Origin of the sequence: Streptomyces yangpuensis, assembly GCF_024666385.1 — a bacterium.
In the GTDB taxonomy this organism is placed as follows: Bacteria; Actinomycetota; Actinomycetes; order Streptomycetales; family Streptomycetaceae; genus Streptomyces; species Streptomyces yangpuensis.
This window is the reverse complement of record NZ_CP102514.1, coordinates 7,099,751-7,115,248: the sequence shown is the minus strand read 5'-3', so window position 1 is coordinate 7,115,248 and position 15,498 is coordinate 7,099,751. Positions and strand designations below refer to the sequence as shown.

Sequence of the window (15,498 nt, the reverse complement as noted above, 5' to 3'; positions counted from 1 at the left end):
TCCGAGGCCGGGGCCCACGCAAGCGGCCGTAGCGATTCCGTGTCGCGGCCGCCCCTTGGGGGCCCGGCGCCGCGCTCCCATACTGGCGCCGTGACCGACTTCGTCAAGCACCTGCCCGAGGCGTCCATACCCGAGGGCGCGGTCCGGTTCTGGGACGTCGTCGGCTGCGTGTGGGCGTTCACCGGGGCGCTGCTGCGCCTGCGCGCCCGCCGCCGGCAGCGTCGGCTCTCCCTCGGAGCGGCCGGGCCGGCCGGTTCGCGCTGCCGTCCCCCCTGCCGGCGGCCCACGCGCGCCGCGGGCTGGTGGGCATCGTCCTCGGCTCCCTGTGCTGCGCCGCGGCGGCCCGGGTCCTCGCGGGGACGGAGGCGGGCCCGGACCCGTACGCCCCGTCCGGCCCCTGGGTGTTCGCCGGTGCGCTGCTGGTCGCCGGTTCGGCGCTGCTCGGCCGGGGCGTGGGCCGCCGCCTGGCGGCGCGGCGCCTGCACGCCGGGCCGCAGCCCGCGCTGCTGGTGGGCGTACGGTCCGCCCCGTCGGGCCACCTCTGGCTGTACCCGGACGCCGTCGGCCGCCCCGGTACGCCGCTCATCGCGTACTCGGCGCTGTCCCGGAACTCCCGCGCCGGGCAGCGCCTGCTGGTGACGGCCACCGAGCACACCCTGCGCACCAGGCACCACGACGTGCACCGCGATTCGGAGCCGGTCGAGGCCGTCCTGTACGGGCCCGTGTACGAGGGGGCCGAAGTCGTCGTCGAATGCGCCGTCCGCGAAGGCAGCACCCGGCTGGTCACACACGTCACCGCAGCCCCGCTGCTCGCGCGCCGCCGCCACGGGCTGCGCCCCTGGAGCCCGTCGGGCAGTTCGTTCCGCTTCACCGTACGGGAGCAGGAGCGGCAGGACCGGGAACGCCGGGACCGGGAACGGCGGGCGGGTCAGGGACGGCGGCCCGAGGGGTCCCGGGGCTCCGGCACCGCGGCGGGCGGCTGCGGAGGCGGCTGCGGTGGTGGGGGGTGCGGCGGCTGCGGCTGCGGCTGACCACGGCTCAGGGGGCCAGGAGGACGTCCAGTTCCTCCAGCGCGCCCACCGCGATCCGCCGGGTCAGCGCCTCGGCGCGGGCGGCGTCCCCCTCGCGCACCGCCTCGGCCACCTGGACGTGCAGGGTGACGGCGGCGGGGTCGGGGTCGTGGAACATCACTTCGTGTTCGGTACGCCCCGTCAGGACCTCGGCGACGACGTCTCCGAGCCGGGCGAACATCTCGTTGCCGGAGGCGTTCAGCACGACGCGGTGGAACGCGATGTCGTGGTGCAGGTAGTCCTCGAGCCGGTGGCCGCGCGAGGTGCGGACCATGCCGAGGGCCGCGGCGGTGAGGTCGGCGCAGTGCTGCGGCGTGGCCAGGGTCGCGGCGAGCCCGGCCGCCACCGGTTCGACGGCGGAGCGCAGCACGGTGAGGGAGCGCAGCTGGCGGGGCCGGTCGGGGCCGGCCAACCGCCAGCGGATCACCCGCGGGTCGTAGACGTTCCACGCGTCGGCCGGCCGCACCGTGACACCGACCCGGCGGCGGGACTCGACCAGGTGCATCGACTCCAGGACGCGGACGACCTCGCGGACCACCGTGCGGGACGCGTCGAAGCGTTCGGCGATCTCGTCCGTGCGCAGGACGCTGCCCGGCGGGTACTCCCCCGCCGCGATCGCGAGGCCGATGGTGTCCAGCACATGGGAGTGGAGCCCCTGGCCGGCGGTGCTTGCGGTACCGCTTCCGGCGCCTTCGGTGGTCATGGCGCAAGAGTACGGTGACACCATCCAGGCAAAAGATGTGATGTTTTCGACCTGAGGCTTGAATACGTAGTACTTAATAGGCTTCAGTGGTGCCGCACGAACCGATGTCGACGAGGACAGCGAGGTGGACGTGAGCACCCAGCGCGTCATTGTGGTGATGGGCGTGGCCGGCACGGGCAAGACGACCGTGGGCCGGCTGCTCGCGGAACGGCTCGGCCTTCCCTACGCGGAGGGCGATGCCTTCCACCCGGCGGCCAACGTCGCCAAGATGGCGGCGGGCCGTCCCCTGGACGACGCGGACCGGTGGCCCTGGCTGGACGCCGTGGGCGAGTGGATCCGCAACCGGGCCGGGACCTGCGGCGGCGTGATCGCGGCGTCCTCGCTCAAGCGCGTCTACCGCGACCGGCTGCGCGCCGCGGCCCCCCGGGCCGTGTTCGTGCACCTCACCGGCGAACGCCCCCTGATCGAGGAGCGGATGGCCGCACGCCGGGGCCACTTCATGCCGGCCACCCTGCTGGAATCGCAGTTCGCCGCGCTGGAGCCGCTCCAGGACGACGAGACCGGGGTCGAGATCGACGTGTCCGGCCCCCCGGAGGACGTCACCGAACGGGCCCTGGCCGCGCTGCGCCGGCTCCCCACCCCCGGGAACTGAGGCGACGTCACCGTGACCAGTCTCAGCGTCCCGGCCCTGACGGCCGCCGCCGGCACCGGACCGATCACCTCCGCGGGCACCGCGCAGCTCGGGATCGCCGTCCTCGCCGCCGTCGCCCTCATCGTCCTGCTCATCACCCGCCTCTCCCTGCACGCCTTCCTGGCCCTGACGATCGGTTCCCTGGCCCTGGGGGTCCTGGCGGGCGCGCCCCTGGCCAGGACGATCACCAGCTTCACGGCCGGACTCGGCACCACCGTCGCGGGCGTCGGCGTGCTGATCGCGCTCGGCGCGATCCTCGGCAAGCTGCTCACGGACTCGGGCGGCGCGGACGAGATCGTGGACACCGTCCTGGCCCGGGCCGAGGGCCGGGCCATGCCGTGGGCGATGGTGCTCATCGCGTCGGTGATCGGGCTGCCGCTCTTCTTCGAGGTCGGCATCGTCCTGCTGATCCCGGTAGTGCTGCTCGTGGCCCAGCGGGGCAACCACTCCCTGATGCGGATCGGCATCCCGGCGCTCGCCGGGCTGTCGGTGATGCACGGGCTGATACCCCCGCACCCCGGACCCCTCGTCGCCGTCGACGCGCTCCACGCGAACCTGGGCGTCACCCTCGCGCTCGGCGTGGTCGTCGCGATCCCGACCGTGATCATCGCCGGGCCGCTGTTCTCCCGGTACGCGGCGCGGTGGGTGGACATCCCGGCGCCGGAGGACATGATCGCCCGGGCCCGCCCGTCGGCCGAGCCGGAACACCGTCCGCGGTTCGGGGCCACGGTGTTCACCGTGCTGCTGCCCGTGGCCCTGATGCTGCTCAACGCACTCGTCGACATCGTGGTCGACGATCCCGCCGACCCGGTGCAGCGCGTGACCGACGTCATCGGCTCCCCGCTGATCGCGCTGCTCGCGGCGGTCCTGGTGGGCATGTTCACCCTCGGCCGGGCCGCCGGCTTCACCCGGACACGGCTGTCGGCCACGGTGGAGAAGTCCCTCGCCCCCATCGCGGGCATCCTGCTGATCGTGGGCGCCGGCGGCGGCTTCAAGCAGACCCTCGTCGACGTGGGCGTGGGTCAGATGATCCTGGACCTGTCGAAGAACTGGGCCGTGCCGACCCTGCTCCTGGCCTGGCTTATCGCCGTGGCGATCCGGCTGGCCACGGGCTCGGCGACCGTGGCCACCATCTCGGCGGCCGGTCTGGTGGCCCCGCTCGCGGCGGACATGTCCACCACCGGGACCGCGCTGCTGGTCCTCTCCGTCGGCGCCGGCTCACTCTTCTTCAGCCACGTCAACGACGCCGGTTTCTGGCTGGTCAAGGAGTACTTCGGGATGACCGTCGGGCAGACCGTGAAGACCTGGTCCGTCATGGAGACGGTCATCTCGGTGGTCGGCCTGGGCTGCGTCCTCCTGCTGTCCCTGGTGCTGTAGGTCCCGCCGGCCGCGGTCCCGCAGCCGTCACGGGCCCCGCAGCCGTCACGGGTCCTGGAGTTGGGTGGCGGCGAGGGCGAGGCCGCCCGCCGCCGTCGCGCAGCGGGCCGCGAGGTTCTCGACCTCGGCGCGCAGGGCCGCGGTCTCCCGGCCCTGCCAGCCCGGCGACCAGGCCGCGGCCCCGCGCAGCCGGACCGCGTGCGCGCGCAGCGCGGCGGCGTGGTCGCGCAGGCTGCCGCCCGCGGGCCGCGGCGCCGGCCGGAGCGGGCGGGGCCGCTGGGGCGGTCTGGCTGCGGCACGGCGCCGGACGGGACCGCTATCGGGTACGGGCCCGGCCGGGGGGCGCACGGCCAGACCGGGGCCCTGGTCGCAGAAGGCCCGCAGGGCGGCTCCGAGGCCGAGGAGCGGTGGTGCCGTCTCGGGCCGGCCGGTGGCGACCTGCCAGCCGGCGTGGTCGTTGAAGGGGTTCGCGTCGGTCAGGGCGTTCCAGGCGAGGATGTCGGCGAACGACGGCGCCAGCAGGGAGAACGCGTGCTGGTTGCCCCGCTCGCGCACGATGTCGCGGAACAGCCGGACGGCCTCGGCCTGGCGGCCGGCCTCGGCGGCCCGCAGCACCGCCGCGGAGCGGGGGTCCTCCAGGAGTTCGGGGCGGCAGGCGCTCGCGGCCCGGATCCGGGCCTTCAGTCCGCAGACGGCGATGCTGATGGCGAGGCTCTCCCGGCCGGCCAGTACCCCGGCGAGCCGGCCGGCCCGGGCCGCGCCCCGTCCGCGCGCCGCCCAGCCGAGGCCCGCCGGGTCGGTGAGGGTGCGCAGCAGCGTGCGCCAGCCGCGTCTGCTGCGGCCGCCCCGGGCGAGCGCCGCCGCGGGCAGGCGGGCGCCGAAGGCCAGGCCGGAGGCGTAGCGGGCGGCCTCGCCGACCGCGTCGGCGGCCTCGGCAAGTGCGCGGCACGGGGCGTCGAGCTGGTCGACGTCCGGGGCGGTGGACGCGGAGGTCGCGGCGTCGGACATGGGTTCCTCGTGGGTTTCGGCAGGGATCTGATGGCGTACGGAGCGGGGCGGAACGGGTGGGGCGGGTACGACGGGTGGCGTCGGCGCGGCGGCCGGCTGTCAGCGGCGGGTGAGGGTGAGCCGGACGCCGTGCGGGTCGAGCGTCACGGGCAGGGGCCCCACGGGGTCCAGGACCGGCCGGGTGCCGGTGATCCGATGGCCGCGCAGGACCTCGGCACAGAAGGCCGCGGTGATCATCAGTCCGAGCTGGTCGCCTGGGCAGCGGCCGCCGCCGTGGCTGAAGGGCGCCATCCGGATGTCCTGGTCGGCACCCGGGTTCTTCCAGCGGCCCGGTACGAAGACATGGGCGGCCGGTACCCGCTCGGGATCGCGCTGGTGGAAGGCGGCGGGCAGGAGCACCGAGGTGCCGGCCGGGTGGCGCACGCCCCGCCATTCGGTCTCGGCGCGGGTGACGCGGACCAGGTCGGGCACTACCGGGTACAGGCGCAGCGACTCCCGGACGCAGGCCCGCAGCCTGGGCAGTTCGCCCCGGGCCGGACCGGCGGCGACCTCGGCGGCCGCTTCGGCCGCGGCGGCGTCCTGTTCGCAGGGGTGCGCGCCGAGCAGGAGCAGGGTGCGCAGCAGGGTGTCGGGCACGGCGTCCATGGCCAGCAGCCAGAGCCGTGCCTCGTCGCCGGGGTCGGCGGCCCCGTCGGTACCGGCGGAGGCGGCGGCGTCGGCCAGGCGGGCGGCGCGGCCGGCGAGGGTGTCCTCGCCCGCGCGGCGGACGTACTCCCGGATGCGGGCGCGGGCCTTGTCGTGGACCGAGCGCGCGGCGCGTCTCGGGCCGCCGCGCAGGCGCTTGTCCTCGGCGCGCAGTTGGGTGAGCCATCCGGCGAGTTCGTCGTCCTCGGCGGCCGGGGCGCCGAGCACGATCCGGCGGGCGGCCCGGCTCACGGCGTGCCGGGCGCGGGCGAGTTCGAGGGTTCCTGCGGCGCTCAGGTGCCGGGCCTCTTCCGACACGACCGTGAGGATCGGCCCGGCAGCGGGGTGCACGGGCTGTCCCGGGGCCAGCACGTCGGCGCTCATCCGCCGCCGCTCGGCGCGCTGTTCAGCGCGGGCGCAGCCGGTGCCGTCCCCGTCGGGGTCGGGCTCGTGCGTGTCCAGGCCCCGGCACTTGCGCGGCGGGTCGGCCGCGAGGACGGTGACGGGTTCGGCGTAGAAGCGGCGCAGGTCCCGCGGGTCGAGGAGGACGAGCAGTGTCTTCCCGGACCGGGTGCGTACGAGCGCGGGCGCCTCCCCGTGGCGTGCGCGCAGGGCGCGCAGGGCGGCGGCGGAGGCGTGCACCTCCTCGGACCGCCGGCGGAGGGTGCGCGGCCGTCCGGTGCCGGAGAGCAGGGCGACGAGGGCGGCGTACACGGTGGTCACGGCCGTGGGGGACACGGCGGGCGCGGTGAGGACGGCGGTACGGGCGGGCGCGGCCGGCCGGCGTCGGAGCGGGGCGGTCACGGATGTCCGCCGGGCGGGGGTGTCCGTGCCCGGCGGCGGCGCGGCCGGTCCGGGGTCCGCGAGCGGCGCTCCGCCCAGGGGTGTGCGGACCGGTCGCTCCGCGGGACGTGGCCGGACGGCCGGTCCGCCGTGCGTGCGTTCGCCCCGCGTGGACCGCACCGGCATCCCGGTCCGTTCCGCGAGGGCCCGTACCCGGGCCCTGAGCCCGTCGAGGGCGGCCCCTTGGACCGTACGCATCCGTGTACCTCCGCGACGGGAACGACGACAACGGCCGGTGACATCGGCATCACCGTACGTCCCGCCCGCGGAGTGCGCGCTCCGAGCGCTACACCCGGGGGATCCCGTCCGGCCGGCCGCGCCGCGCGGATGCGTCCGGGGTGAAGACGGCCTCGCGGAAGGTGGTGCGCAGCGGGCTGCGGACGGCGGGGAGGAGGACGGCCCAGCGGTGGTGGCGCGGGGAGATCCAGACGGCGGGGCCCGGGTCGGCCGGGGCGTGGTGCGTCCAGACGCCGTGGGGCGCGGGGTGCCAGAGGAGCCCCCGGGCGGGGGTGAGTTCGCCCGTGCGGATGCGGAGGGACTCGGCCGTCCAGGCGCGGGTGAGGGGTGCGGGGCGGGACGCGTCGCCGCGAACGGCGGGAGCACTCGGTTCGGCCGGACCACCGGGGCCACCAGGGCCACCAGGGCCACCAGGGCCACCAGGGCCACCGGGGCCACCGGGGCCACCTGAACTGCCGGGGTCGCTCGGTGCGCTCGGGTGCAGGAGGTTCCGCAGGAAGAGGACGAGGTCGGCGAGGGGCGCGCGGAGGGTGCCGTCGGCGGCGAGGCGGGTGCGGGTCATGCCCAGCGGGGCCCAGACGCGTACGGCCGCGAGGTCGGCGACGGTGCTGCCGGAGAGGTGTTCGACGAGGCGGGTGAGGGCGGCCGTGCCACCGGGCTGCGTGAGGAGCTGGTGGGCGGTGGTTCCGGCGGGGGTGCCCGCCGCGGCCTCGTCCCCGTACGCGGCCAGCGGGGTGTGCAGGCTCAGCGCGCCCTCGTCGACGAGGGTCCCGACCGCCGGCCACAGGGCGAGGACGGTGGTGAGGCCGCCGACGTCGAGGACGTCGTCCGCGCCGTCCGAACCGGCGCACGGACCGTCCGGTCCGCCGACGGCCCACACCGCCCCGGGATCTGCGGACTCCACGAGGGCCCGGACGGCGTCTGCCTGGTCGCTCAGGAGCGTCATGGTCGTTCACGCTAACCACCGGCGCCTCGGGCCCGCGGCAGGTCGCGCGGATCCGTCGCTCCCGCCACCCGAATGGGCCGGAAGCCACCGGGCCCGGACCGGAAGCAACCGGCCCGGGACCGGAAGGAACCGGCCCCGGGCCGGGAGGAGGGGGCGGGGCCGGTGGCTGCCCCGCCCCCTCACCGCGTCGGCCGGTCAGCCCTGGTCGGGCCGGTCGGTCACCCGGAGGGTGTTCAGCAGGGGCTTGCCGAATCCGGAGTGCGTCACGAAGCGGACGTTGAGCACCCCGTCCGTGACCGTGACCATGTACGTGCGGGTCAGGGCCTTGTAGGTGCCCGCCTCCAGCGCGATGTCGAGGGAGGGCAGAACCTGTGTGCCCTCGGCCAGGACGTCGAAGACGCGCTTGTTCGGCTTGGTGGAGGAGAGCTCCGCGAAGCCGAGCTCCACCGTGTAGGTGCCGTTCGGCACGTTGTCGAAGCGGTACTCGTACATACCCTCACGGGCGTTGCGGAAGAGCCGCTGTTCGTCCGTGCCGGCGATGGTGCGGCCGGTGGACTGCACGCTGCTGTTGCCCTGGTATCCGTACGAGCCCGCCGTGTACTTGCGGTCCGGGGACCAGGCGTCGCCGAGGGCGTCGGTGGTGCCGTAGCCGGACCCCGCGTCCAGGGCGACCTGGTAGCGGGGGACGACGACCTTGACCGGGACGGTGAGGACCGGGGTGCGGCCGCTCGCCGAGGCGATCTTCAGGTCGGCGGTGAGGACCGTGCCCGGAGCCATGCCGGTCGTGTCGACCGAGAGGGTGAGCGGGACCTTCCCGCCGGTCGGCAGGTCACCGCTCGCCGGTGTGGCCGCCAGCCAGGCCGCGTCCTCGGACACCGTGAACGCCGTGCCGAGGCCCGGGTTGGTGAGGTCCAGGGTCCGCGTGCGCTGCTGGTCGGCCGGGAGCACGACCTCCAGCGCCGGCCGGGAGGCCGTCACCCGGCCGGTGCGCAGGGACTGCGTCACCGTCGTGACGTCGGCGGCCCTGACGTCCACCGTCGCCGTGGCGGCCTGGTACTGCGGCGCCGCGAGGGAGACGCTCCGCGGGCCGGAGGGGCTCTGGACGACGTACCCGCCGTCGGCGGCCGTGGTCGCCGACACGGCGGCGTCGCCGGTGCCGACGGTCACCGTGGCGCCCGCGATGCCGTTGCCGTCGTTGGCGTCGAGCACGCGGCCCGCCACCACGCCGCTCTTGGTGGTGCGGAAGGCGATGGACAGGCCGCCCGTGATGACCGGGGTGTTGAAGGAGTACTTGAAGGCGTCGGTTCCGGTGGCGTTCTCCACGCCGACGGTGGCCGTGGAGCCGCCCTTGATGCCGGTGCCGCCGGTGCCCTTGTAGGAGTAGGTGACGGTGCCGTCCTCGCCGATCGCCGCGGAGAAGGAGAACTTGTCGGCCTGCGCCGACCAGTGGGACACCTCGCGCCACTCGATGACGTAACTGCGGTGCGGGGCGGTGCCGGTGACCGCGGTGAAGACGCCCGAGCCGCTGCCCGCCGCGCCGACGACCAGGTCGTCCCAGAAGGGGTAGAGGGCCGCGTTGGGCGTGGCCGTGCTCGGCAGGTCGCCGTTGATGTCGCCGGTGTGGTTGCCGCCGAAGCTGACCGTGCCGTTCGTGCCGATCCAGGCCTGGGCGTACGTCTTGCCGTACAGCGGCAGCGGGAAGGGCAGGTCGACCCGTTCGGTGGTGTTGTCGCCGGTGAGGGCGAGCTGCCGGCTGCCCTCGGCGTACGGGCGGTCGCCGGCGGTCGCGCAGGCGTAGCCGTAGCCGTCGGTGCGCTCGGGCAGGTTCACCGCGACGGTGGTGTCGCCGCCGACGGTGACCTCGGCGGTGCCGGGGCTGAGGCAGCGGGAGGTGTGGGTGGCGTTCACCCGGTAGGTGCCGTGCGGCAGGGTGACCTCGAAGCGGCCCTGTGCGTCGGCGGTGGCGGTGACCGGGGTGTCCGCGATGGTGACGGCGGCCCCCGCGGCCGGGCCGGAGGCCGAGGCCACGGTGCCGGTCACCTTGCCGGAGGCGGCCTGGGTGAGGCTGAAGTCGCCGGTGGCGGTGGCGTTCTCGGTCACGGTGGCGGTCGTGGTCTGCTGCCCGTAGCCGAACTTGGCCGCGGTCACGGTGTACTCGCCCACCGAGAGGGCCGGGAAGGAGTAGCTGCCGTCGGCGGCGGTGGTGGCGGTACGGTCGATCGGGCCGTCGGCGGTGACCTTCACGCCCGCGAGGGGCAGGCCGTCGGAGCGTACGGTGCCGCCGAGGGCGCCGAGCGCGCCGCGCGGGGCGGCGTTGACGGCGGCGAGGACGTCGAGGCGGCCCTCGCCGAAGACGTTGTTGTCGGCGGCGTTGCCGCCGCACTGGCCGCTGTCGGTGTCCAGGGCGGTGCCGTCGAGGAGGGACTCGGTCTGCGCGATGTCGCCTTCGAGGGCCGGGGCGGCGGACCACAGCAGGGCCACGGCGGCCGCGGTGTGCGGCGAGGCCATGGAGGTGCCGGAGAAGGCCTCGTACGCGCCGCCGGGAACGGAGGAGCGGACGTTCACGCCCGGGGCGGAGATGTTCGGCTTGACGATGCCCCCGGGACCGGCGCCGCGCGAGGAGAAGGACGCGATGGCGTTGTTGATGTCGAAGGCGCCGGAGCTGTAGGAGCTCGCGTAGTCACCGGGCGAGCCGCTGGTGGAGCAGCCGGGTCCGGCGTTGCCGTTGGAGAAGGCCGGGAAGATGCCGGCGGCCCGCCAGGTGTCGACGATCTGCTGGTACCAGCTGTCGCCGCCCGCTCCGCCCCAGGAGTTGTTGACGATGTGCGGGGCGAGGTCGGGGCGCGGGTTCTGGCCGTTCAGGTCCGTCGGGGCGACGATCCACTGGCCGGAGGCGAGCAGTGAGGCCTCGGAGCAGGAGTTGGACTCGCAGCCCTTGGCGGCGATCCACTTGGCGCCGGGGGCCACGCCGATCTTGTTGGCGCCGCCGTCGTCGCCGACCATCGTGCCCATGGTGTGGGTGCCGTGGTCGTTGTTGTCGCAGGGTGCGGCGCCCGCGCACACGCCCGCCGGGTCGAACCAGTTGTAGGCGTGGGAGTGACTGCCGTCCGCGTTCCGGCCGCGGTACTGGCCCGCCACGGCCGGGTGCGTGAAGTCGACGCCGCTGTCGATGTTGGCGACGACGATGCCCTCGCCGCGGACCCCGGTCTGATCCCACACCTGCGGGGCCTTGACCCGGTCGATGTTCCACTCGACGGCGTCGGCGACGGCCTTCTCGCGCGTACCCTCGGCGGGCTTGGGGAGGTCGACCTTGTCGTCGGCGTCGATCCGGGCCACCTCGGGGCGCTGCGCGAGGGTCCCGGCGAGCTTCTCGCTGCCGACGACGCGGACGGCGTTGACGATCCAGTACGAGGTGTACTCGGCCCCGGCGCCTTCCAGGGCCTTGATGACGTCGGCCTGGCTGCGCGCGGCGTGGTCCTTCTTCGTCCTCAGCACGGTCTCGGCCTTGGCGGCGCGGGTCTGCTGTTCACCCGCGGCGGTGAGGTCGGCGGCGCTGTCGAGGTAGACCCAGAAGACGGCCTTGGCGGAGCCGTCGAGCTGGGCGCGGAGCTTGGGTTCGATCTTGCGCTCGGCCGCGCTGGGCGCGCCGGTGCCGGGGTCCGGTGCGGCCGCGGCGGCGCCCGCGCCGAGCGGGAGCAGCAGGACCGAGGTGAGGGCGGCGAGCGCCGTGCGTAAGGACCGTGCGGGCCGGCCCGGCCTTGTGGGCCGTAGGGCTCGTGAGGACCGTTTGTCGCGTCGGACCACGTGTTGTCTCCTCGTACGCCGTGTGCGGGATGTGCGGGAAGGGTGCGCGTGACGTGCGCGGGTCATGGTGAACGCGGCGTCATGTTCATTACAAGAGTGCCTAATGAGCCGTCGTGAGCCGTCGTGAGCCGTCCCGAGCCGTCTTCGCCCCCGCGGACGGGGCGCCCCGCTGGCCCTTCGGCGCGCGGCGGGCCAGCCTGAAGGCATGACCGTGCCCGCCGAGTCGCCCGACGTGCCGCCCGAGCCCGCCGTACCCCTCGCCTCGGCGCGCGGCCGGTGGATCCTGCTGGCCACGGTGCTCGGGTCGACCATGGCCATGCTGGACTCGACCGTGGTGAACGTGGCCCTCCCGCGCATCGGGGAGGATCTCGACGCCGATCTGGCGGTGCTGCAGTGGACGGTGAACGCCTATCTGCTCACCCTGGCCGGCCTGATCCTCGTCGGCGGGGCGCTGGGCGACCGCTTCGGGCGCCGCCGCGTCTTCGTACTCGGCACGGTGTGGTTCGCGGTGGGCTCCCTGCTGTGCGGGATCGCGCCGAACGCCGGGGTGCTGGTGGCCGCCCGGGCCCTGCAGGGCGTGGGCGGAGCGCTGCTGACGCCCGGCTCGCTCGCCCTGATCCAGGGCTCGATCCGGGCCGGGGACCGGGGCCGCGCGGTGGGTCTGTGGTCGGGGCTGGGCGGCGTCGGCGCGGCGGTGGGACCGTTCCTCGGCGGCTGGCTGGTGGACGGGCCGGGCTGGCGGTGGGTGTTCCTGCTGAACGTGCCGGTGGCCGCGCTGTGCGTACCGGTGGCGCTGCGGCACGTACCGGAGTCGCGGGACCCGCAGGCGCACGGACGCTTCGACGTGGCCGGGGCGGTGCTCGGCGCGGGCGCCCTGGGCCTGGTCACCTACGCGCTGATCGAGGCCTCGTCGGGCACCGCACCGGTGATCGCCGCGGCGGTGGGCGGTGTGCTGCTCGGCGCCGCCTTCGTGTGGGTGGAGCGGCACCGGGCCGATCCGATGGTGCCGCCGGACATCTTCGCCTCCCGGCAGTTCACGGCCGTCAACCTCGTCACCCTGTGCGTGTACGCGGCGTTCAGCGGCTTCTTCTTCCTCGTCGTGCTCCAGCTCCAGGTGGTCGCCGGGTACTCGGCGCTGGCCGCCGGGGCCGCCCTGCTCCCGACGACCCTGCTGATGCTGCTGCTGTCGGCCCGCTCGGGGGAGATCGGCGAGCGGATCGGGCCGCGTGTCCCGCTCACCGTGGGGCCGCTGCTGTGCGCGGCGGGGACGCTGCTGACGCTGCGGATCGGCCCGGGGGCCTCCTACGGGGGGGACGTGCTGCCCGCGATGGTGGTGATGGGGCTCGGGATGGTGGCCCTGGTGGCTCCGCTGACGGCGACCGTGCTGTCCTCGGTGGACCCGGGGCGGGCGGGCCTGGCCAGCGGCATCAACAACGCCGCGGCCCGCGCGGCCGGGCTGCTCGCGGTGGCGGCGCTGCCGCTGCTGGCCGGGATGGGGCCGGAGTCGTACCTCTCGGCCACTCAGTTCGACGCCGCTTTCGGACGGGCGATGCCATGGTGCGCGGGCGCCCTCGTGGCCGGCGCGGCCGTGGCCTGGGCGACCGTGCGCTCCCCCGCGCCCGGGGCGTGCCACCCCCAGTGCCACACGCACTGCGCACTGTCCTCCCCGCCGCTCGAACCCCGCGAGCGGGGCGACCGTACGGCGCCGGGCTGATCCCGTGTGCTGGAGCGCGACGGCCGATCTGGTGGCGGGCACGGCCGTCGCCGCCGTCGGCCTCGTGTGCGTGGCCCGGGTGCGCCGGGCCCGCGACCTGCCCGTCGCGGCCCTTCCGCTGCTGCTGGGCGCGCACCAGCTGGTGGAGGCCGCGGTCTGGGGCACGGGCGGCGGCTGCTCCCCGGCGGCCACCGCCTGGGCCGTGATCGCCCTGCCCCTGCTGGCGGTGTGGGTGCCGGCCGGGGTGCTGCTCGCGGCGGCGCCCGCGGCGCGGCGCCGCCTGTGGGGGCCGGTGGCGGTGGGTCTCGCGACCGCCGCGGCGCTCGCGTACGGCCTCGCGAACGGGCCGGTGACCGCCGAGATCCGGGGCCGCACCCTCGGCTACGGCGTGAATGTTCCGTGGACGCCCCTGGTCCTGACGGGCTACCTGTTCGCCACCCTGGGCGCACTGCTGCTCGGCGGGGACCGGCGGCTGCGGACCCTCGGCGTGGTGCTCGCGGTGGGGGCACTGGCCTGCTCAGCGCTGTGGCGGCTGGAATTCGCCTCCACCTGGTGCGCCTTCGCGGCGGTCGCCTCACTGCTCGTCCTGGGCTGGGTCCGGGGCCGGGAACCGGCCGCCGGGGGCCCCTGATCGACCGAAAGTTACCTAGACGTATGTAGTGACTTCACACGCGGGCAGCAGTAGAACTCGTTCCCATTCCATCGAGAGTGAGGAACGTCACATGGGTGACAACACCCTGCCCAAAAAGGGCTCCAATGGAATTTCACGTCGCGGATTCCTGGGTAGAACAGGTTCCATCATCGGGGCTGTTGCGCTGGCCGGCGGCCACAGCACCCCGGCCTCCGCCGCCGCGGCGGCGGAGGCCGGGGCCGGGCCGATCACCGACGGCGCCCGGGTAGCGGCCCTGGTCATCGGCACCGGCTACGGCGGCTCGGTCGCGGCGCTGCGGCTGGCCCAGGCCGGAGTGGACGTGCAGATGGTCGAGATGGGCATGAACTGGGACACCCCAGGCCCGGACGGCAAGATCTTCCCGAAGGTGACCAGCCCGGACTACCGCTCCTTCTGGCTCCGCACCCGGACCAAGGCCCCGCTCAGCAACTTCCTCGGCTTCCCCATCGACAAGGACGTCCCCAAGTACACGGGGATCCTGGACGCCGAGGACTTCGCCGGCATCACGGTCTACCAGGGCCGCGGCGTCGGCGGCGGCTCGCTCGTCAACGGCGGCATGGCGGTCACGCCCAGGCGGGCGAACTTCGCCGCCGTCCTCCCGTCGGTGAACGCCGACGAGATGTACGACACCTACTACCCGCGGGCCAACGCCGGGCTCGGCGTCGGAATGGTCGACCCGGCCTGGTTCGACACCGCGGACTGCTACCAGTTCTCCCGCGTCGGCCGCAAGCACGCCCAGCGCTCCGGCTTCGCGTGGACCTTCGTGCCCGACGTGTACGACTGGGACTACATGAAGCAGGAGGCCGCCGGCACGGCCACCAGGTCCGCGCTGGCCGGGGAGATCCTCTACGGCAACAACCACGGCAAGAAGTCGCTGGTGCAGACGTACCTGGCGCAGGCCAGGGCCACAGGCAGGGTCACGATCTCCCCCCTGCACAAGGTCACCACGGTCTCCCCCGCCGCGGGCGGCGGCTACACGGTCGCCATCGACCAGATCAGCACCACCGGGGACACCGTGGCCACCAAGACCGTCACTGCCGAACGGGTGTTCTTCGCGGCCGGCAGCGTCGGCACAGCCAAGCTCCTGGTCAAGCTGAAGGCGACCGGGGCGCTGGCGAACCTCAACGGCGAGGTGGGCAAGGGCTGGGGAGAGAACGGCAACGTCATGTGCGGCCGCGCCAACCACATGTGGGACCCGACCGGCAAGCTCCAGTCGACCATCCCCTGTTCCGGTATCGACAACTGGGACGCCGGCGGTGCCTTCGCCGAGGTCGCCCCGCTCCCCACCGGGATCGAGACCTACGCCTCCTTCTACCTGTCGATCACGAAGAACCCCCACCGCGCCGAGTTCACCTGGAACGCCGCGGTGGGCAGGGCCGACCTGAGCTGGCAGACGGCCTGGAAGCAACCGTCCATCTCCATGGCCAGGACCATCTTCGACAAGATCAACTCCAAGGAGGGGACGATCTACCGCACCGATCTGTTCGGTGGTAACAGGATCTGGCACGACACCCTCACCTACCACCCGCTCGGCGGCGCCGTCCTGGACAGGGCCACCGACAACTACGGCCGTCTGCACGGCTACACCGGTCTGTACGTGATCGACGGCGCGCTGATCCCCGGAAACGCCAGCGTGAACCCGTTCGTCACCATCACCGCGCTCGCCGAGCGCAACATCGAGAAGATCATCGCCACCGACCTCCCGTAGGGCCGCGTCCTCCCCCCAGCGGCCGGGGCCGTTCGGATGTCCC

At 74.5% G+C, this 15,498-nt stretch carries 11 protein-coding genes; 6 read left to right on the top strand and 5 right to left on the bottom strand.

Translation table 11 applies throughout. The features are described from left to right. Positions 1–302: 302 nt before the first annotated feature. Positions 303–1,031: a hypothetical protein gene (locus NRK68_RS32255; protein ID WP_257857521.1), complete on the top strand. Its 729-nt coding sequence runs from the start codon at positions 303–305 to the stop codon at positions 1,029–1,031. Positions 1,032–1,038: 7 nt separating this feature from the next. Here NRK68_RS32255 and NRK68_RS32250 read toward each other — a convergent pair whose 3' ends face one another. Beyond that, positions 1,039–1,773, bottom strand: coding sequence for a FadR/GntR family transcriptional regulator (locus NRK68_RS32250; protein WP_257857520.1), 735 nt, complete (start codon positions 1,771–1,773; stop codon positions 1,039–1,041). A 130-nt stretch (positions 1,774–1,903) separates the two neighbouring features. Between NRK68_RS32250 and NRK68_RS32245 the strand changes: the two genes are divergently transcribed. Both NRK68_RS32245 and NRK68_RS32240 read left to right on the top strand, forming a co-directional pair. Further along, positions 1,904–2,425 (top strand): gluconokinase, encoded by a 522-nt coding sequence (locus tag NRK68_RS32245; protein ID WP_183064927.1) that lies wholly within the window; start codon positions 1,904–1,906, stop codon positions 2,423–2,425. Between the two features lie 12 nt (positions 2,426–2,437). Further along, on the top strand, positions 2,438–3,841 hold the full coding sequence (locus NRK68_RS32240; RefSeq protein ID WP_183064703.1) for a GntP family permease: 1,404 nt from the start codon (positions 2,438–2,440) through the stop codon (positions 3,839–3,841). Positions 3,842–3,886: 45 nt separating this feature from the next. Here NRK68_RS32240 and NRK68_RS32235 read toward each other — a convergent pair whose 3' ends face one another. From NRK68_RS32235 to NRK68_RS32220, 4 genes are all read right to left on the bottom strand, one after another. Continuing rightward, on the bottom strand, positions 3,887–4,849 hold the full coding sequence (locus NRK68_RS32235; RefSeq protein ID WP_183064702.1) for a hypothetical protein: 963 nt from the start codon (positions 4,847–4,849) through the stop codon (positions 3,887–3,889). A gap of 99 nt (positions 4,850–4,948) precedes the next feature. Beyond that, the gene (locus NRK68_RS32230; RefSeq protein WP_183064701.1) at positions 4,949–6,574 is read right to left on the bottom strand and encodes a cytochrome P450; all 1,626 of its coding nucleotides are present in this window, start codon (positions 6,572–6,574) and stop codon (positions 4,949–4,951) included. Positions 6,575–6,662: 88 nt separating this feature from the next. Then, on the bottom strand, positions 6,663–7,559 hold the full coding sequence (locus tag NRK68_RS32225) for a serine hydrolase domain-containing protein (protein ID WP_183064700.1): 897 nt from the start codon (positions 7,557–7,559) through the stop codon (positions 6,663–6,665). A gap of 195 nt (positions 7,560–7,754) precedes the next feature. Next, a complete protein-coding gene (locus NRK68_RS32220; protein ID WP_257857519.1) occupies positions 7,755–11,363 on the bottom strand; it encodes a S8 family serine peptidase in 3,609 nt (1,202 codons plus the stop codon). Between the two features lie 205 nt (positions 11,364–11,568). Here NRK68_RS32220 and NRK68_RS32215 point away from each other — a divergent pair, with 205 nt between their 5' ends. From NRK68_RS32215 to NRK68_RS32205, 3 genes are all read left to right on the top strand, one after another. Further along, positions 11,569–13,077: an MFS transporter gene (locus NRK68_RS32215; protein WP_183064698.1), complete on the top strand. Its 1,509-nt coding sequence runs from the start codon at positions 11,569–11,571 to the stop codon at positions 13,075–13,077. Positions 13,078–13,081: 4 nt separating this feature from the next. Continuing rightward, complete coding sequence (locus tag NRK68_RS32210) at positions 13,082–13,708, top strand: DUF6629 family protein (RefSeq protein ID WP_257857518.1); 627 nt, start codon at positions 13,082–13,084, stop codon at positions 13,706–13,708. 91 nt (positions 13,709–13,799) lie between these two features. After that, positions 13,800–15,455: a GMC oxidoreductase gene (locus NRK68_RS32205; protein WP_257857517.1), complete on the top strand. Its 1,656-nt coding sequence runs from the start codon at positions 13,800–13,802 to the stop codon at positions 15,453–15,455. The last annotated feature ends 43 nt before the right edge of the window (positions 15,456–15,498 follow it).